Consider the following 16878-nt stretch of genomic DNA (forward strand, 5'->3'; position numbering starts at 1 on the left):
GATTCCCGCTTTGCTTATCGCTCCACGCTGCACCGCGCCCGATGCGCCCGATGCGCGCCGTCAGAACTTCACGCGCAGCCCGCTGACGAAAGCGACCTGGCGGTTCGTCGACGACGCGCTGCCGATGTTCGAGATCGCCGCGATCTTGCGATAGCCGCCCGCCGTTGCCGTGCTCGCATCGCCGGCCGCGAGCTGGTAGATGCCGGACAGGTAGATATCCGTGCGCTTCGACAACGCATAGTCGAACCCGAGCGTGAACTGGTGCCAGCGCGGCTTCAGCGTCTGGCCGCCGGTGCCCGGCAGGCCGCTCGCGCGCCCGTCGGTGAACGTATAGACACCGATCAGCGTGGCGGCCGGCGTGATCTGGTAACGCGCGTTCGCGTCGTAGTTGTTGAACTTGCGCGACGAGCCGTCGAGATAGTCGAGCTGCGTGTGGCTCCACGCGAAGCCCAGCGTCGCCGGGCCAAGCGCGTAGTTCGCGCCGACCACGCCGATCTGCTGCTTGAGCACGCCGCCGTTCAGCCCGTAGAAGAATCCGCCACTGTAGTCGTTGCCGGTGGTGGAGGTCGCACCGCCCACCGCGCCGCTCGTATTCGACGTCGAATTCGGATGATTGATGCGGACATAGCCGGCGCCCACCGACAACGGGCCGTTCACGTAGTTCGCCGACGCGCCCCACGCGTTGTTGTTCGAGAACCCGGTGCCCGCGCCACCGTTGGCCTGGTTGCTGAACGCATAGAGCAGGTCGGCCGTGAAGCCGGCGATCGTGTCGCTGCGGAACTTCACTGCGTTGTTCAGCCGGAAGCTCTGGTTCATGTTGTCGTTGTCGCCCACGTGCGTGGCCGGCGACCAGAAGCCGGACCCCGAGTACTGCGCAACGAGGTCGGTGATCGGCTCGTACTGGCGGCCGAAGGTCAGCGTGCCGAGCCCCTTGCTGGCGAGGCCCACGTATGCGGAGCGGCCGAACAGGCGGCCGCCCTGGCCGAGCCCGCCGTCGCTCGGCCGGAACCCGCTTTCGAGCGTGAAGACCGCCTGCACGCCGCCACCGAGATCTTCCACGCCTTTCAGGCCCCAGCGGCTGCCGCTCAGCTTGCCGCTCGTCTGCTGGATGTTGCTCGCGCCACCCTGATTGTTCGTATAAGCGAACCCGGCATCGACGACGCCGTACAACGTGACCGAACTCTGCGCATGCGCGCTGACCGAACCGATCGAAACCAAACCCAGGACTACCGTTTTTTTGATCATGACTATCCTCTTTTTTATGGGTACATCTGCGAGGATCACGATCCTATTGATGACGGCGGTGCCGGCGAACGGTCGATCCGTGGTTTGCAAATCGCTGCGCGGCCGATTTGCAATATGCGTTGCCGCAAGCCCTGCATGTGCGCCGCGATCGCGTCCGGCACCCATGCTGCGGCGAACGTATCGCGCGAACGGCGAACGTCGGGCACCGGATACACGCGGGCGCCGTCATATCGATCGCTGAAATCGTTCGATGTGCGCACTACCTGCGGCCCGGCGCGCGATGTTTTTACGCAACGCCCGCTGGGCGGCGGACGCCCGATGCGCTACGCGCGGCCGCATATCGATTCCGCAAAACGTTGGTAGGGCCATGCGACGCATGCCGGTAGAGTCGGGCATCCGGCCTCGGGCCGGCATGCTCCGGGAACGGAAGGGCGCCCACGCGCATTCGTCCCGGCTGAACAACGAACACGGGAGCTGTCTGTCATGAGTCGCGATGTGCTGTTTCTGCTGGAACCGGGCTTTGCCGATCCGAAGCATCCGGGCCAGCGCTTCGTCTGCCCGCATGGACTGTCGATCGAGGGGCTGCTCGCGAGCGCGCCCGATCGCGCGAGTCGAATCGACGTGAAACGTGTCGGCTTCGAGCGGCCGCGGCACGCGGTGATCGACGCGCTCGACGATGCGCACCAGGGGCTGCCGGTCCTCGTGCTCGGCCGTGACCAGCCGGCGCCTGACGATGCACAGACGCTCGGCGACGTGCGCTTCGTCACCGACGCGCGCCGCATCCTCGAACTGCTGGCCGAGCGCCACGGATTTCCGGTGCTGCATTGACGCAGCGCTTTTCACTTCCCGTTTGATCGACCGACAGGAGCATCCGATGTCGTCAATTTCGGCGGCACGTCGCCGTTTGCTGCTTGGCGGTGCCGCGTTGGCGGCGGCGCCATGGGCCACGAAGGCTGCGTTCGCCACGCCCGCGGTCAACACCGATTTCGCCGGCACCACGCTGCGCGTCGCAACCTACAAGGGCGGCTGGCGCGCGCTGTTGCAGGCGGCCGGGCTGGCCGACACACCGTACCGGATCGACTGGCGCGAGCTGAACAACGGCGTGCTGCACATCGAGGCGCTCAACGCGGATGCGCTCGACATCGGTTCGGGAAGCGAAATTCCGGCCGTGTTCGCCGCGCGACAGAAGGCCAACGTGCGGCTCATCACCCGCGTGCGCGAAGACCTGAACAACCAGGTCACGCTCGCGCGCAAGGACACGCCGATCCGCAGCATCGCGGACCTGAAGGGCAAGCGTGTCGGGTACGTGCGCGCGACGACGTCGCACTACTTCCTGTATCGCCAGCTCGCGGAGGCCGGCCTGGGCTTCGACGATATCCAGCCGATCAACCTGTCGCCAACCGATGGCTTGTCCGCATACGATCGCGGCGACATCGACGCATGGGCGATCTACGGCTACAACGGCCAGCTCGCGCGCAATCGCTACGGTGCGCGCGTGCTGAAGACGGGGAAGGGCTATCTGTCGGGCAACTTTCCGGTCTATGCGAACCCGCGCACGCTCGACGATGCGCGTCGTCGCGCGGCGACGGGCGATCTGCTGCTGCGGTTTCGACGCGCGTATGCATGGGCGAACGCGCATTTCGGCGACTATGCGCTCGTGCAGAACCGCGAGACGCGCGTGCCGGTTGCCGATCTCGTCGCGATGTTCGACCAGCGCAGCGAAGACTACGCACTGCTGCCGGTGACGCCCGACGTGGTGGCGCAGCATCAGCAGGTCGCAGATGTATTCGCGCGGATCGGTGTGCTGGATGGGCCGGCCAATGTCGCGCCGCTGTGGGATACGTCGTTCAATGCGCTGGTCGCGGCGACGTGATCGGGGGCAATGAGAAGGTGGCCGTGTGAGTGGGGGATGCGGGTGAACACGTGCTTTCGAAGGCGCTGTTTACCGCGCGCGAACCCGGCATCACGCCTGCAGTGAGGCTCGTCTCGAGATCCGGTCGACCGGGTCAGGCGAACGTCGTCGCGACCATGATGCCGAACACGACGCCGATCGCAATCCCGCACAGCCGGCCGTAAATCGATGCGCGTAAATTGTCGTCGAGCACGAACGGCGAGCGCTTGTGCTTCCATACCGTGCTGAATGCGACGGGGCGCGTCAGCAGGGTGATGCACGCGACCAGCACCGGCGTGGCGATGAGCATCGCGATGCGCGGCCCGTTCCAGTCCACGCCGTGCATCGCCAGCGACACGATCGCGGCAAGCGGAACCTCGACGCACAAGCCCAGCAACGAACCGTTGACGAATGAATCTCCGGGGGACTGGAACATGATCGGTCCTGGCGTTCAAATGAAATCGGCGCCCGGCTCGAGCTCCCGAAGTTGAAAAACCGTGGCCGTTGCCCAAGGTCGGTCGACCGCATTCGACATCAGCCAGGATGACGGGCGGATAGTACGGCAAATCATTCGCACGTTGGCGGTCGCTCAAGCTATTTAACAAATGTCCCGGGTAGGCGCGCATTTTCGCGTTCAGGCCCCCCCGGACATCGTCGACTGGATCCGAGGCGATTTCAATCGACAGCACATACACGTCAACTGACGACCGCACTTCCTCGAATACGAAACCCTGCGCGCCGCTGTATGGGATGCCGTACGTGAAAACGAGGCAGGGTCAACCGTGCCGAGCCGCATGCCGGATTTTGACAGTTCTTGACAGCTCGAGACGAGTGCAGCGCTATGATCTAACTCTTTATCGGATGGGCACCCTGGAGAACCTCCCATGAGTTTGGCACGCTCACTCAGTATCGGTATCACAATTGGCCTTCACCACGCGGCAGAGAGTCTCTGGGTCAACGGCATCAAGCAGAACGCTTTGTATCTGATGAAGCTCTTTCAACACTCGCCTCTTGGCCATCAGGTCACCCTCGTCAACACCACGAACGTCAAGATCACACCGGAACTTCCGTGGGATACCACGCAGTATCCGATCCGTTCGTTCGACGATGCGAAAGACTCGCTGGATGTGCTGATCGAACTCGGGGGGCAAATCGACCAGCAGCAAACCGCGTATCTGCAGGCACGCGGTACAAAAGTCGTGAGCTACTGCTGCGGGCCGGAATACGTGCACATGATGCAGGCGATGATTTTTGGCCGACGCCATGCGGAAACGGTATTCATCAACCAACGTTATGACCAGGTGTGGATCATCCCGCAAGTTGTCGATACCAGCGCGAGCTACTTCAGCGTATTGCGGCGCCAGCCGGTTCGTGAAGTCCCGTTCGTTTGGGACCCGATGTGCGTCGAAGAGCGGTCGGCAGCGCTTCCGCATCGCGGGGAGTATCGTCCAACCGGGCAATCGAAGCGTCTCTCCATCATGGAGCCGAATATCGACGTGACGAAGTTCTGCCTCTATCCGCTGCTGATTGCAGAACTGGGTTATCGGAAATTTGGCGAAAAGATAGCTTATGTGCACGCGACGAACACGGAGCATCTTGCAAAAAACAGCCCCGAATTTATTGGCATCGCGCACCACCTCGACCTGGTGAGAGATTCAAAAATCAGCTTTGTCGGATATTACAACACTCCGCAGTTTCTTTCGGAATTCACCGACATCGTAATATCCCATCAATCAGGGCTCGCGCTGAATTACTTCTATTTTGACGTATGTTGGAATGGATATGCATTGATTCATAATGCACACCTCTGTCGTGAACTTGGCTATTTTTATAGCGCACAGGACGTCGAGGAGGGCGCTCTGCAACTCGGGCAGGCAATTGATTCGCACGATGAGAAATGGGTTGAGTATAAGAACCGCCAGCGTGAGTTTATTGGCAAATTCTTGTCGACAAATTCGACGCAAATCGAATCATATGACAGGCTACTGATCGGTCTTTTTGATTAAATTCATGGCGTTTCTCCAGGAAAATCAGTAGATCGCTGACTGAGGCGAGTACGTGTCGAATCGAAGCAACTTGTTGACGATTCGCCTGTACTCGGTGATGTGGGTTGGATAGATATTTGAAACTATATTGACTCGCACCGATGCGATCGCGCGATCGCCGATTACGCGCGCGGACTTCTTGAGTGCGGCCTTGGGCGTATTGCGAGATCGCGATGCCGGCATGCAACGAGTCGATGGTCCGGTCGAACCGGTTGTCCCCGTGATTTTGATCGAGTGATCTCGATTGTGCCGAAGGTCGTGGAGAGCAGCAATGTTTCGGATGGGAGTGGCGACCTCGCATCCTTCATTTGACATAATGATTATGATCAATTTTTTGTGTTGTAGTAGCTAAGTTCAAATGTCCGTTTCGGGCGTGCGCCAAGCGTCAATGCGGACAGTATCGCAGTAAATCCTGCGGAAACGCTGACGCGAAAAGCTTACCGCTCAATTGATGTTTGCAGGGTTATTGGTCAACGCTAGCATCAGGAAAGAACGGCAACACCCTCGATTCGAGGCCGGTGCATGCGTGCCTCGTCCGCATACGGGTCACGCGCCACTCGCCCCTCCGGACGAACCATGTCGCGTATAAACCGCCAGGCCCCACGTCAACAGCGCGGCCAGCGCGAGCGACACCGACGTCGCGAGCATGCCCGGTGCATACGAATGTGTCGCGTCCTTGAGCACGCCGACCATCCACGGGCCGTCGTAGCCGCCGAGGCCGCCCGCCGCAAGCAAAACGCGTCCCGCGCGCAGGCACGGGCATTGCTCCCCACGTCACGGTTCGATCGACCCGGCGAGGAGCGACGTGACGAGCACTTCAGGCGACATCCACATCGGCATATCGGGCTGGCGCTACGAGGGCTGGCGCGGCACGTTCTATCCGAAGGGATTGAAGCAGGCCGACGAGCTTCAATACGCGTCCAATCGTATGCAGACGATTGAAATCAACGGCACGCATTACAGCCTGCAATCGCTGGGCAGCTGGCAGCACTGGTACGACGAAACGCCGCCCGGTTTTACATTCAGCGTGAAAGGGGCGCGCTATCTGACGCACATGCTGCGCTTTCGCGATGACTCGGCCACCGTCGCCTGTGCAAATTTCTTCGCTCAGGGACTGCTCGCGCTGAAGGACAAACTCGGGCCCATCCTGTGGCAATTTCCACCGTCGCTGCGCTTCGACCCCGAGCACATCGACCACTTTCTGAGCCTGCTGCCGCACGATACCGAAGCCGCGCGCGCACTCGCGAAGCAGCACGATCGCCGGGTCAGGACACCCTATGTGCATGTCGATGAAACGCGCGCGTTGCGTCATGCGATCGAAGTGCGCCACGCGAGCTTCGCCGATCCCGCATTCGTGAAGCTGCTGCGCCGCCACAAGGTCGCGCTCGTCGTTTCTGATTCGACCGAACCGTGGCCGCAGCTGGAAGATCTCAGCGCCGACTTCGTCTATATGCGCCTGCACGGCACGAAAACGAAGTACTCAGGCGAATATTCGGACGCCGCGCTCGAACAGTGGGCGCGCAGAATCGAATCGTGGAGCCGCGGCGAACAGCCCCGCAATGCGCATCTCGCGGCGCCGGACCTGTCGCCGCCGCGCGCGCGAACGCGCGACGTGTACTGCTACTTCGACAACGACGCGAAAACGAAGGCGCCGTTCGACGCGCAGCGTCTGATGGAACGCCTCGGTCTGCATGCGCGTGCGGCAGCGGCCGGATGAAACGGCCTGCCGCGCAGCGGCAGCTTGCCCGATGAACCCCGAACCACAAGGAGAACAGCGATGACCCTGCTCATCTACCTGCTCGGCTGGATCATTTTCATCGCCGGCGTCGCGTGGGGATTGATGACGCTGCACGTATCGCAGCACATCATCGAGATCGTCGCCGTCATTCTGTTCGGCATCGCGGTGATCACCGGCGCGACCCGCGCACGCAATCGCGACCGGACGTAGCGCCCGCATCGTCGCGGCAATCGGATCGCGAGCGGCACCGGTTCAGCGCGCCGGTTCGATGTATGCGGCGAGGTCCTCCGGCGTGCCGGCCGGAAACGCGTCCTTCAGATGATCGAGAAACGCGGAGACGCGTGCGCTCAACAGTCGCCTCGACGGATAGAGCGCCCACAACGCGATTTCCGGCCCCGGCACGTCGCCCCAGCTGACGAGCGTGCCGGCGACTAGATCGCGGCTCACGAGCGACACCGGCAGGCATGCGGCGCCGAGGCCGAGCCTGACCGTATCGCGCACGATGGGCAGCGACGACAGCCGTGCGACGGGCTCGAACGCTATGCGCGAGCTGCCGCCCGGGCCGGTGACGTCCCAGGCCGCGCGCCCGTCGTCCACGCCTCGGACGACGGCCGGTACGGCCGCGTTGCCGGCCGGCCGCGCCAGCGCGGGCGCCGCCACGACGACCAGCCGGTCGCGCAGCAGCACGCGCCCGATCAGCCGTTCGTCCGGGTCCGGGTTCACGCGGATCACGAGGTCGTAACCTTCGTCGATCATGTCGACGGGGCGGTCTTCCGTCGTCACGTCCGGGCGCACGTCCGGATACTTCGCCACGAACGTCGCCACGAGCTTGCCGATCGCGAGCTGGGAAAACAGCATCGGCGCGCTGATGCGCAGCCGGCCGCGCGGGCGTTCGCTGCCCGACGCGATCGCCGACGCGCTGTCGGCCAGCTCCGCGAGCAGCGCGCCCGTGCGCTCGTACAGCGCGCGCCCTTCCTGCGTGAGCGTCACGCCGCGCGAGCCGCGTTCGAACAGACGCAGTGCGAGGCTGTTCTCTAGGTCGGTCACGCGGCGCGACAGTGTCGCCTTCGGGCGGCCGGCCGCGCGCGCGGCCTCGCCAAAGCTGCCGTGACGGGCGACGAGATTGAAATCGGCGAGAGCGAGCAGGTCCATGTGTTCCACCATTGAGACACCGAGTCTATTTATCACATCTTCCGGATCATATGTGGATCACTTAACTTACCTGGGCAGTCAACTCAACCGTTACCCCAGGAGTGAACATCATGACCATTCTCGTTACCGGTGCGACCGGCCGTGTCGGCCGCCACGTCGTCCATCAGCTTGTCGAGCGCGGCGCCGACGTGCGCGTGCTCGTGCGCGATCCGTCGAAGGCCGATTTCCCGGCCGCGGTGAGCGTCGTCCAGGGCGACATGCTCGATCTCGATGCGCTGCGCACCGCATTCGCCGGCGTGCGCACGCTGTTCCTGCTCAACGGCGTCGCGGGCGACGAGTTCACGCAGGCGCTGATCGCGCTGAATCTGGCGCGCGAGGCGGGAATCGAGCGCCTCGTCTATCTGTCGGTCATGCACGCCGACCGCTTCGTGAACGTGCCGCACTTCGCGGTGAAGTCCGGCGCCGAACGGATGATCGAGCAGATGGGTTTCGGCGCGACGATCCTGCGGCCTGCGTATTTCATGGAAAACGAATGGATGGTCAAGGACGTGATCGTCGGTCACGGCGTGTATCCGATGCCGATCGGCAGCAAGGGCGTCGCGATGGTCGACGTGCGCGACATCGCGGAAGTTGCCGCGCTCGAACTGATCCGCCGCAACGACGCGCCGGGCAAGTTGCCGGTCGAGACGCTCAACCTGGTCGGCCCCGACACGCTGACGGGCCCGCAACTGGCGTCGATCTGGTCGGAGATTCTGGGCCGGCCGGTCGCGTACGGCGGCGACGATCCGGCCGCGTTCGAGAACAACCTGGCCGGCTTCATCCCGAAATGGATGGCATACGAGATGCGGCTGATGGCCGAACGCTACGTGAGCGACGGCATGGTGCCCCAGGCCGGCGACGTCGAGCGGCTGACCGCGATCCTCGGTCGCCCGCTGCGTACGTACCGCGACTTCGCGGTCGCGCTGGCCCATTGAGGGCGGCGCGGCGCCGTCGTGCAGCGTCGCGGCGGCGTCCCTATAATCGGCTTTCCCTACCTGTCGACGACCGGCCTCGCGCCGGTCTCGATACTGCATGCGTACCCCTGGATCTGGAGACGAGATGCCCCTCCCCGCCGTTCCGTTTGCCGAATCGTTCGACCTCGAAGCTGCGTTCGCCGATGTATCCGACTACTGGTCGCCGAAGGTCGTCGCGCAGATCAACGATCAGTACGTGAAGGTCGCAAAGGTACGCGGCCAGCTCGTGTGGCACGACCATGCGCATGAAGACGAGTTGTTCTTCGTCGTGCGCGGGCATCTGAAGATTGAGTACGAAGGCGGCCGCGTCGTCGACTTGCCGGCCGGCTCAATGCACGTGGTGACGCGCGGCACGCTGCACAATCCGGTCGCTGACGAAGAATGCTGGATCGTGCTGATCGAACCCGTGCAGACGAAGCACACCGGCGACGTGCAGTCGCCGCTCACGCGGTCGATCGACGAGCAGCTCGGGCAGGCTCGCTGAAGCGGTCATCCGCCGGTCGATGGTGTCGCCCGACCGCGCGCCGCCTCCAGGCTCACGCTGGACCCACGTTCGGACAGCCGGGCGGCACCGCCACCGATCTCCTTCTCACGAATACGCGCTCTCCGAAAGCCGGCGCGCATGCGCGTCGGTATCGCGATTCCCGGTGGCAACGGCGCGAACCTCATCGCGTCGAAAAAACCGCCGACACGCCCCCTCAACCGCCGGCCGCCGCGACCCCATCCAGCTGTCGCACCGTGTCCTCCGGCAACGTTAGCGCACCGGCCGCCAGATTCTCGCGCAGATGCGCGACCGACGACGTGCCCGGAATCAGCAGGATGTTCGGCGCGCGACGCAGCAGCCACGCGAGCGCGGTCTGCATCGGCGTCGCGCCGATCCGCGCGGCAACCGCATCGAGCGTCGACGACTGCAACGGATTGAACCCGCCGAGCGGAAAGTACGGGACGTACGCGATGCCGTCGCGTCCGAGCGCATCGATCAGGTCATCATCGTCGCGGTGCGCGAGGTTGTAATGATTCTGCACGCAGACGATGTCGCAGATCCGCCGGCCTTCGGCGATCTGGGCGGCCGTCACGTTGCTGAGCCCGACGTGCCGCACGAGACCCTGGCGCTGCAGCTCGGCCAGTGCCGTCAATGGTGCCTCGATCGAGCCCTCGGCCGGCCCGTGCACGTCGTACATGATCCGCAGGTTGACGACGTCGAGCACGTCGAGGCCAAGGTTGCGCAGATTGTCGTGCACGGCGGCCGCGAGCGCGTCGGCAGAAAATGCCGGCAGCCACGAACCGTCGTCGCCGCGCTTCGCGCCGATCTTGGTCACGATCAGCAGATTGTCGCGATACGGATGCAGCGCTTCGCGAATCAGTCGGTTCGTCACGTGCGGGCCGTAAAAATCGCTGGTGTCGATGTGATCCACGCCCGCTTCGACGGCTTCGCGCAGCACGGCGAGCGCCGCGTCGCGGTCCTTCGGCGGGCCGAACACGCCCGGCCCGGCCAGTTGCATCGCGCCATAGCCGAGGCGGTGAACGCGGCGGCCCGCGACGGAAAACGTACCGGATTGAACGATGGGTGACATGGCGTTGCTCCTGCATCGAATGAAGAATGAACCGCAGGTTACGCCGCGTCGCACTGCGCGATAACCGGTCATAATACGCACGACCTGTACGAAAAGGCGAACAATGCAAGTCGATCTCGGCGATCTGAATGCGTTCGTCGCGGTGGCCCGCGCAAAGGGCTTCCGCGAGGGCGCACGCGTGGCCGGTGCAAGCGCGTCGGGCCTCAGCGAAGCAGTGCGCAGGCTGGAGGCGCAACTCGGCGTGCGGCTGCTGCATCGCACGACGCGCAGCGTGTCGCCGACCGAAGCCGGGGAGCGCCTGCTCGCCCGGCTCACGCCGGCGCTGAGCGAGGTGGAGGCCGCGCTGGACGTGGTCAACACGTTCCGCGAGAAACCGGTCGGCACGCTCAAGCTCAACGTTCCGATGAGTGCGGCGCGGCTCGTGCTGCCGTCGATCGTCCCGCGCTTTCTCGATGCGTATCCGGAGATCCGCCTGGAGGTCGTGGCCGACGAGCGCTTCGTCGATATCCTCGCGGCCGGTTGCGACGCGGGCATTCGCTACGACGAGCGCCTCGAACAGGACATGATCGCCGTGCCGATCGGCCCGCGCTCGCAACGCTTCGCGACTGCCGCGGCGCCCGCCTATCTCGACCGCCGCGGCCGACCGGCCCATCCGCGCGACCTGCTCGGTCACGCGTGCCTGCGCGGCCGCTTCGCGAGCGGCGCGATGCCGGCGTGGGAGTACGAGCGCGACGGCGAACTCGTGCGCGTGGAGCCGTCGGGGCCGCTGGTCGTACAAATCGGCGGCGCCGTCGATCTCGTCGTGGATGCCGCGTGCGCGGGACTCGGCATCGTGCATCTGTACGAAGACTGGCTGCGCCCGCATCTCGCGAGCGGCGTGCTCGAGCCCGTGCTCGACGGCTGGTGGCGGCCGTTCTCGGGCCCGTATCTGTACTATCCCGGGCGACGCTTCGTGCCGGCGCCGCTGCGCGCGTTCGTCGATTTCATCAAGGCGGATGCCGGGTATTGAACGACCGGCGGCAGGTATCCAGGCAGCAGACTGCAACCATCGCTCGCGGAGACCCGCCGGGTGAGATTCCCGCGGTTGCAGGTAGCCTCCTACCCACGATCCTGCCCAGGTTTGGCTCCCCGGCATTCCGATATCGGCGGCAACGGCCTGGCGCGTTTGCGACTACGCTGATCGTCACGAATGGTATGCAGTCTCCCCGTGCGAACTGACATCGAGCCCCTCGCGCTCACCCTCGCCGTCGACTCGCAAACCTATCGTCATATCGACGAGCTTGAATGCGACCACCGACACGACCGCGGACCAAACGAGCGACGTCCCGACGCCCCAGCACTGTGCAATCAGTTGTTCACCGATGTGGTAGTCCCCGACCTTGTTCGCGACGTAGTCGTAGATCCCGGTTCCGCCTAGCGACGGCGACGCGAATACCGATGAACAATGTAATGGCACTTTTTACCCGACCGTTTAGGACCATCGGGCGCCTCAAAGGTGATTTTGGAAGAATGCTCGGTCTATTGTGAATCTGCCAATGTTCGGCGCCAGCGCATCTGCCTGTGTCTGCAAAGCGGCAGATGCAGCCGCCAATTCCTCCACCAGCGCCACGTTCTCCTGGACCATTTCGTCGAGCTGCATGAGTGCTCGATTAACCTCCTGGATACCGTGTGTCTGCTCGGTCGCCGAACGCGCAATGCCCGAGACGACGGACCGGACGTCGGCAGCGTATGCAACAATTTTTCCCATCGTCTCACCGGCCTGCTGCACCAACGCCGCTTCCACGCCGGACACCGCTTCCTCCACCAGCTGCTTCACTTCGCGCGCAGCCTGCGCGCTGCGCTGGGCCAGACTGCGAACGCGCAACGTGCTGGCAACGTTAGTGAAAATTGGCCAAGTTTCTAGTGCAGAAACGCAAAGGCTAAGCAGGGGGGCGGCGGAATTCAATGAAGCTTATCGTCAACGAGATCCTGGGACGGCAGCTTGAATGGACTGCGTGCCGCTGCCACATTGCGCGCCGGGCGGGCACTTGACCATGCCCGCCACCGAATCGCGTTTGCGCCGAATCATGCAGCGGAATAGCGATTTCTCGGATGGCGCACGCCCAGATGGTCACGCAAGGTCGTGCCTTCGTACTCGCTACGAAACAGGCCTCTCTCCCGAAGGATCGGCACGACCTGCTCGACGAAGTCGGTGAATGCCCGTGGCGTACCGCCGCCGACGATGAAACCGTCCGCGGCGGCGGCTTCGAACCATTCCTGCAAGCCGTCCGCAATATGCTCGGGTGTACCGATGAAACGCGGCCGCGGTGCAGCTGCTTCGAGCGCGACCTGGCGCAACGTCAGTCCCCGCGCGCGCGCATTGCGCTTGATCTCGTCAGTCCCACTGCGAAAACTGTTGCTGCCGAGTTCGCCCAACTCGGGAAACGGCTCGTCCAGCGCATACTGGCCGAAATCGTGATGTTCGAAAAAGCGCCCCAGATGGTCGAGCGCGCTGCCGATCGTGATCAGTTTCAGGCTCTCCTGGTATTGCTGCTCCGCGTCCTCGGCTGTCCGCCCGACGATCACGCCGATCCCCTGAAAAATCTTCAGATCGTCGGGTTGACGCCCCTGCTCGATCAGCTGCTGCTTGAGATCCGCATAGAACTCGCGCGCTTGAGCGAGCGTATCGTGATGGGTGAAAACCGCGTCCGCATGCGCAGCCGCGAGCTGCTTGCCGGCTTCGGACGCACCGGCCTGAAACAGGATCGGGCGAGCCTGGGGCGTACGCCCCACGTTCAGCGGCCCCTCGACCGAGAAATACTTGCCCTTGTGATCGAGCGTATGGAGCTTGGCCGGATCGAAGAACACCCCGCTCGCGCGGTCGCGCACGAAAGCGTCTTCCTCCCATGAATCCCAGAGCCCCTTCGTCACCTCGAGATATTCGTCGGCGATCCGGTAACGCTCATCATGTTCCGGATGCTCGGTGCGTGAGAAATTCCGTGCGGAGCCTTCAAGCGGCGACGTCACGACGTTCCAGCCCGCTCGCCCGCGGCTCAGGTGATCGAGGCTCGCGAACTGTCGGGCAACCGTGAACGGCTCGCTGTACGACGTCGACAGCGTTCCCACCAGCCCCACCCGCTCGGTGACGGCCGACAGTGCCGACAGCAGCGTGAGCGGTTCGAAACGATTCAGGAAGTGCGGGATCGATTTCGCGTTGATGTGCAGCCCGTCCGCGACGAACACGAAGTCGAACTTCGCCGCCTCGGCCTGGCGGGCCACGCGCTTCGCAAAATCCGGATTGATGCTCGCGTCGATCACGGCGTCGGGATGGCGCCATCCGGCGTAATGTCCACCGGGGCCGTGGATCGTCGCGCCAAGGTGAATCCGGGTGGACCGACCGTTGGCCCGCTCTGTTTGCGCTTCGCTCATGATGTCATTTTCATTGGTTGTACTGACGTTCAAGTTACTCGAGCTTTCGATGTCGGCGTCGCCTTCATCGGTGCGGCGGCACGGCACGCATTGCCGGCCCGACGATCGGCGCCCTGCCACCCCGCGCCGACGCGCGGGCGCTCGACGAACCTGCCGCGCCATTCATTGCGTGAACTGTTCGCTGCCGATCAACCCGATTTTCGTCGCCCCTTCGCGTTGAGCCGAGGCGAGCACTTCGGCAACGGCGCGGTACGGCGCCGCCTTGTCCGGGCGCAAGCGGATTTCGTCCTGGTCGGCTTCGGCCGCGACTGCGCGGAACTTCGCATCCAGCCCTGCTCCGCCGCGAACCGCCACGCCGTTCCAGTTGACCGATCCGTCGGCGCCGACATCGATCTGCACCACCTGAGGCGGATGCGGCGGAACCGGCGGATTCCCCACCGGCAAGTTCATCTTCACCGAATGCATCTGGATCGGGATCGTGATGATCAACATGATCAGCAACACGAGCATCACGTCGATCAGCGGCGTGGTGTTGATGTCCACCATCACGTCGGGGTCGTCCCTGCCCGCGCGGGCACCTGCATTCCTGCTCATCGTTCAAACTCCCTGGCTGCCCCGTGCGGGCGGTTGCGTAATGAAGGCGACCTTGCCAATTCCGGCTCGCTCGCACGCGGTCACCACCTTGCCGATGTACTGATACGGCGTGGCCTGATCGCCGCGCACGTGCACGTCGGGCTGCGGCGCCTGCGCCGAGACGTCTTTCAGCCGGGCCACCAGCGTCGGCAAGTCGACATGTTCCGTGCCCCAGAAAACGTCGCCCTCCCGATTCACCGCGATCTCGACGCTTTTCGGCTGCGTCTGCAGCGGCTGGACGCGCTCCGCCGGCAATTGCACCGGGATCGTATGGGTCACCACCGGGATCGTGATCAGGAAGATGATCAGCAACACCAACATCACGTCCACCAGCGGTGTCGTGTTGATCGCCGAGATGACCTCGTCGTTGTCGTCACTGCCGACACTGATTGCCATGGCGCGCCCCGCTTACGACTGAACAGCCAGCGCCTGCGGCGCCTGTGCCGCCGGCGTCGGGACGCCGCCCGCTGCGCGCCTGCCGCCCGCGAGCAATACCGTGTGCAGCTGCGCGCCGAAATCGCGCACGCGCTCCATCACGGACTTGTTGCGGCGCACGAGGAAGTTGTAGCCGAGCACGGCCGGCACGGCGACGGCGAGGCCGATCGCCGTCATGATCAGCGCCTCGCCGACCGGGCCGGCGACCTTGTCGATCGACGCCTGGCCCGCGATGCCGATGGCGGTCAGCGCGTGATAAATGCCCCACACGGTGCCGAACAGGCCGACGAACGGCGCGGTGGAACCGACCGTGCCCAGGAAGGCCAGGCCGTCCTGCAGCCGGTTCGATACGCTGGTGATCGAACGCTCGATGTTCAGGTCGATCCAGGTATTGCGGTCGACCGAATCGAGCAGCGCGGTGTCGTGGTGTTCGCCCGCTTCGATCGCATTCTCGGCGATGAAGCGGAACGGCGACGCATCGTCGAGCTGGGCGGCGCCCTCGGCCAGCGTCGGCGCATTCCAGACCTGCTCGTCGGCGGATTTCGCGCGGCCGTTCGCGCGCGCCTGCTCGACAAACTTGGTGATCATGATGTACCAGCTGCCGAGCGACATGACCACGAGCAGCCCGAGCACGAAGCGGGCGACAAAATCTCCGTTTGCCCACAGCGCCCCCAGGCCGTACGGATTCTCGACGGTTGCCGACGTCGCGGGCTCGGGCGGCGGCACCGCATGATCGGCCGCAGTTGCGGTAGCCGGCGCGGCGGAGGTCGGCGCCCCGCCGGAGGCCACCTGGCTCGGCGCGGATGCCGCCGTTTGCTGTGCAAGCACGGCTTGCGGTGCGACCAGCGTGCCGCCGATGCCGGCCGTGATCATCAGACTTGCCGCGACCGCGGCGCGAAAGCGTTGGTTCATAAGGACTCCGTATACGTCATGTGTCGATTCGAAAAACGGTCAGGTCGAACGGCTTGCCGTTGCCTGCATCAATTCAGGTTGAACGAAAACGGGACGCGTACGCGTACGGGCTCCCCCTGCGCAATGCAGTGAAACCGCTTGACCGCGTTGAGCGCCGCACGATTGAGCACCGGGTCGGCCGGCTGCGCGACCCGCAGGTTCGTGACGCGGCCGTCCGGGTCCACCGTGAATTCGACCGTGACATCGCCCGTGATGTTGTTGTCCTGCGCCTCCGACGGGTAGACGATCGAAGACCGGACTTCGTCCGAATTCGGGCAGACCACGCCGATCTCGCGGTTCACCGGCTTTGCGACCGGCACCGGCGCGGGCGGCGCCTCGTGTACGGGGGCGCTCGGCGCCGGCACGTCCTGGTGCGTGATGGTCGGCTGCGGCGGCGCCTGCACGCGCACTTCCGGCGGCGGCACGAACGGCGGCGGCGGCGGGGCCACCCGCGGCTTCGACACGACCTTCTCGACCGGCTTCGGCGGCGGCGGTGGCGGAGGCGGCTTCACCGGCACGATGATTCGCGTTTCGATCGGTTGCTGGACGATCTCGACGACCCGGGTGGCGAGCCCGTTCACGAGCGCCCAGACCAGCACGAGATGCAGGACGATCGCAATCGCGATGCCGCCGAAGCGGCGTACGGGATGAGTCTGCTTGTTGCCGAAGCGGCGCGGGCGGCCGATTGTCGCGAGCTGCGATTGAGAAGCGGTTGTCATGTTCGGTCCAGTTGCAACGAGGTCGAAGGTGCGTCACCGCCCGCTCGCCGTGCGTCACGGGGCGTGCGTAAGCG

Annotated in this window: 19 protein-coding genes and 2 pseudogenes; 9 read left to right on the forward strand and 12 right to left on the reverse strand. The window is 64.2% G+C overall.

The features are described 5' to 3' along the window. Positions 1–60: 60 nt before the first annotated feature. The gene (locus tag CFB47_RS34935; RefSeq protein ID WP_089463956.1) at positions 61–1245 is read right to left on the reverse strand and encodes a porin; all 1185 of its coding nucleotides are present in this window, start codon (positions 1243–1245) and stop codon (positions 61–63) included. Between CFB47_RS34935 and CFB47_RS41400 the strand changes: the two genes are divergently transcribed. The 3 genes from CFB47_RS41400 (at position 1189) to CFB47_RS34950 (ending at position 3118) form a co-directional block, all read left to right on the forward strand. Beyond that, positions 1189–1608, forward strand: a complete 420-nt coding sequence (locus CFB47_RS41400) for a hypothetical protein (protein WP_179250256.1) — start codon at positions 1189–1191, stop codon at positions 1606–1608. The two genes, CFB47_RS34935 and CFB47_RS41400, sit on opposite strands and share 57 nt — an antisense overlap. A 120-nt stretch (positions 1609–1728) precedes the next feature. Beyond that, complete coding sequence (locus CFB47_RS34945) at positions 1729–2073, forward strand: DUF3088 domain-containing protein (RefSeq protein ID WP_071336123.1); 345 nt, start codon at positions 1729–1731, stop codon at positions 2071–2073. 46 nt (positions 2074–2119) lie between these two features. Beyond that, positions 2120–3118, forward strand: coding sequence for an ABC transporter substrate-binding protein (locus CFB47_RS34950; protein ID WP_089464302.1), 999 nt, complete (start codon positions 2120–2122; stop codon positions 3116–3118). Positions 3119–3251: 133 nt separating this feature from the next. On the opposite strand, the gene CFB47_RS34955 is transcribed toward CFB47_RS34950, so the two are convergent. Next, entirely contained in the window at positions 3252–3572 is a 321-nt protein-coding gene (locus CFB47_RS34955) for a hypothetical protein (protein ID WP_089444203.1), read from the reverse strand. A gap of 448 nt (positions 3573–4020) precedes the next feature. Here CFB47_RS34955 and CFB47_RS34960 point away from each other — a divergent pair, with 448 nt between their 5' ends. Next, a complete protein-coding gene (locus tag CFB47_RS34960; RefSeq protein ID WP_089463957.1) occupies positions 4021–5142 on the forward strand; it encodes a DUF2827 domain-containing protein in 1122 nt (373 codons plus the stop codon). Between the two features lie 585 nt (positions 5143–5727). Here the strand turns inward: CFB47_RS34960 and CFB47_RS34965 are convergent. Further along, a complete protein-coding gene (locus CFB47_RS34965) occupies positions 5728–5916 on the reverse strand; it encodes a hypothetical protein (protein ID WP_089459354.1) in 189 nt (62 codons plus the stop codon). Positions 5917–5986: 70 nt separating this feature from the next. Here CFB47_RS34965 and CFB47_RS34970 point away from each other — a divergent pair, with 70 nt between their 5' ends. Together CFB47_RS34970 and CFB47_RS41405 are read left to right on the forward strand one after the other, a co-directional pair. Continuing rightward, a complete protein-coding gene (locus CFB47_RS34970) occupies positions 5987–6898 on the forward strand; it encodes a DUF72 domain-containing protein (protein WP_089463958.1) in 912 nt (303 codons plus the stop codon). Between the two features lie 60 nt (positions 6899–6958). Beyond that, the gene (locus CFB47_RS41405; RefSeq protein ID WP_162999306.1) at positions 6959–7129 is read left to right on the forward strand and encodes a hypothetical protein; all 171 of its coding nucleotides are present in this window, start codon (positions 6959–6961) and stop codon (positions 7127–7129) included. A 42-nt stretch (positions 7130–7171) separates the two neighbouring features. Here CFB47_RS41405 and CFB47_RS34975 read toward each other — a convergent pair whose 3' ends face one another. Further along, complete coding sequence (locus tag CFB47_RS34975) at positions 7172–8071, reverse strand: LysR family transcriptional regulator (protein ID WP_089463959.1); 900 nt, start codon at positions 8069–8071, stop codon at positions 7172–7174. A 110-nt stretch (positions 8072–8181) separates the two neighbouring features. Here CFB47_RS34975 and CFB47_RS34980 point away from each other — a divergent pair, with 110 nt between their 5' ends. Together CFB47_RS34980 and CFB47_RS34985 are read left to right on the forward strand one after the other, a co-directional pair. After that, positions 8182–9045 (forward strand): SDR family oxidoreductase, encoded by an 864-nt coding sequence (locus CFB47_RS34980; protein WP_089464303.1) that lies wholly within the window; start codon positions 8182–8184, stop codon positions 9043–9045. A gap of 124 nt (positions 9046–9169) precedes the next feature. Beyond that, positions 9170–9568 (forward strand): cupin domain-containing protein, encoded by a 399-nt coding sequence (locus tag CFB47_RS34985; protein ID WP_071336112.1) that lies wholly within the window; start codon positions 9170–9172, stop codon positions 9566–9568. Between the two features lie 214 nt (positions 9569–9782). Here the strand turns inward: CFB47_RS34985 and CFB47_RS34990 are convergent, their stop codons facing one another. Beyond that, positions 9783–10658 (reverse strand): aldo/keto reductase family oxidoreductase, encoded by an 876-nt coding sequence (locus CFB47_RS34990; protein ID WP_089463960.1) that lies wholly within the window; start codon positions 10656–10658, stop codon positions 9783–9785. A 103-nt stretch (positions 10659–10761) separates the two neighbouring features. Here CFB47_RS34990 and CFB47_RS34995 point away from each other — a divergent pair, with 103 nt between their 5' ends. Further along, on the forward strand, positions 10762–11667 hold the full coding sequence (locus CFB47_RS34995) for a LysR family transcriptional regulator (protein ID WP_089463961.1): 906 nt from the start codon (positions 10762–10764) through the stop codon (positions 11665–11667). Positions 11668–11841: 174 nt separating this feature from the next. Here the strand turns inward: CFB47_RS34995 and CFB47_RS35000 are convergent. From CFB47_RS35000 to CFB47_RS35030, 7 genes and pseudogenes are all read right to left on the reverse strand, one after another. Then, positions 11842–12099 (reverse strand): annotated as a pseudogene (locus tag CFB47_RS35000) (ammonia channel protein); the annotation flags it as partial. 48 nt (positions 12100–12147) lie between these two features. Further along, positions 12148–12516, reverse strand: a pseudogene (locus CFB47_RS35005) (methyl-accepting chemotaxis protein); the annotation flags it as partial. A 206-nt stretch (positions 12517–12722) separates the two neighbouring features. Then, complete coding sequence (locus CFB47_RS35010; RefSeq protein ID WP_089464304.1) at positions 12723–14066, reverse strand: LLM class flavin-dependent oxidoreductase; 1344 nt, start codon at positions 14064–14066, stop codon at positions 12723–12725. Between the two features lie 162 nt (positions 14067–14228). Then, positions 14229–14660 (reverse strand): biopolymer transporter ExbD, encoded by a 432-nt coding sequence (locus CFB47_RS35015; RefSeq protein ID WP_089463963.1) that lies wholly within the window; start codon positions 14658–14660, stop codon positions 14229–14231. A 3-nt stretch (positions 14661–14663) separates the two neighbouring features. Then, positions 14664–15095, reverse strand: a complete 432-nt coding sequence (locus CFB47_RS35020; protein WP_089459359.1) for a biopolymer transporter ExbD — start codon at positions 15093–15095, stop codon at positions 14664–14666. A 12-nt stretch (positions 15096–15107) separates the two neighbouring features. Continuing rightward, positions 15108–16046 carry a MotA/TolQ/ExbB proton channel family protein gene (locus tag CFB47_RS35025; protein WP_089463964.1) on the reverse strand — a complete coding sequence of 313 codons (939 nt, stop codon included), beginning with the start codon at positions 16044–16046 and terminating at the stop codon, positions 15108–15110. Between the two features lie 68 nt (positions 16047–16114). Beyond that, the gene (locus CFB47_RS35030) at positions 16115–16804 is read right to left on the reverse strand and encodes an energy transducer TonB (protein WP_089463965.1); all 690 of its coding nucleotides are present in this window, start codon (positions 16802–16804) and stop codon (positions 16115–16117) included. Positions 16805–16878: the final 74 nt, after the last annotated feature.

Source organism: Burkholderia sp. AU27893 (assembly GCF_002223205.1).
Taxonomy (GTDB): Bacteria; Pseudomonadota; Gammaproteobacteria; order Burkholderiales; family Burkholderiaceae; genus Burkholderia.

Excerpts from the sequence above, each read along its gene's own strand:
- CFB47_RS41400 (WP_179250256.1), top strand. The coding sequence starts at position 1,189 with ATGCGCGCTGACCGAACCGATCGAAACCAAACCCAGGACTACCGTTTT.
- CFB47_RS34935 (WP_089463956.1), bottom strand. The coding sequence starts at position 1,245 with ATGATCAAAAAAACGGTAGTCCTGGGTTTGGTTTCGATCGGTTCGGTC.
- CFB47_RS34945 (WP_071336123.1), top strand. The coding sequence starts at position 1,729 with ATGAGTCGCGATGTGCTGTTTCTGCTGGAACCGGGCTTTGCCGATCCG.
- CFB47_RS34950 (WP_089464302.1), top strand. The coding sequence starts at position 2,120 with ATGTCGTCAATTTCGGCGGCACGTCGCCGTTTGCTGCTTGGCGGTGCC.
- CFB47_RS34955 (WP_089444203.1), bottom strand. The coding sequence starts at position 3,572 with ATGTTCCAGTCCCCCGGAGATTCATTCGTCAACGGTTCGTTGCTGGGC.
- CFB47_RS34960 (WP_089463957.1), top strand. The coding sequence starts at position 4,021 with ATGAGTTTGGCACGCTCACTCAGTATCGGTATCACAATTGGCCTTCAC.
- CFB47_RS41405 (WP_162999306.1), top strand. The coding sequence starts at position 6,959 with ATGACCCTGCTCATCTACCTGCTCGGCTGGATCATTTTCATCGCCGGC.
- CFB47_RS34975 (WP_089463959.1), bottom strand. The coding sequence starts at position 8,071 with ATGGACCTGCTCGCTCTCGCCGATTTCAATCTCGTCGCCCGTCACGGC.
- CFB47_RS34980 (WP_089464303.1), top strand. The coding sequence starts at position 8,182 with ATGACCATTCTCGTTACCGGTGCGACCGGCCGTGTCGGCCGCCACGTC.
- CFB47_RS34985 (WP_071336112.1), top strand. The coding sequence starts at position 9,170 with ATGCCCCTCCCCGCCGTTCCGTTTGCCGAATCGTTCGACCTCGAAGCT.
- CFB47_RS34990 (WP_089463960.1), bottom strand. The coding sequence starts at position 10,658 with ATGTCACCCATCGTTCAATCCGGTACGTTTTCCGTCGCGGGCCGCCGC.
- CFB47_RS34995 (WP_089463961.1), top strand. The coding sequence starts at position 10,762 with ATGCAAGTCGATCTCGGCGATCTGAATGCGTTCGTCGCGGTGGCCCGC.
- CFB47_RS35010 (WP_089464304.1), bottom strand. The coding sequence starts at position 14,066 with ATGAGCGAAGCGCAAACAGAGCGGGCCAACGGTCGGTCCACCCGGATT.
- CFB47_RS35015 (WP_089463963.1), bottom strand. The coding sequence starts at position 14,660 with ATGAGCAGGAATGCAGGTGCCCGCGCGGGCAGGGACGACCCCGACGTG.
- CFB47_RS35020 (WP_089459359.1), bottom strand. The coding sequence starts at position 15,095 with ATGGCAATCAGTGTCGGCAGTGACGACAACGACGAGGTCATCTCGGCG.
- CFB47_RS35025 (WP_089463964.1), bottom strand. The coding sequence starts at position 16,046 with ATGAACCAACGCTTTCGCGCCGCGGTCGCGGCAAGTCTGATGATCACG.
- CFB47_RS35030 (WP_089463965.1), bottom strand. The coding sequence starts at position 16,804 with ATGACAACCGCTTCTCAATCGCAGCTCGCGACAATCGGCCGCCCGCGC.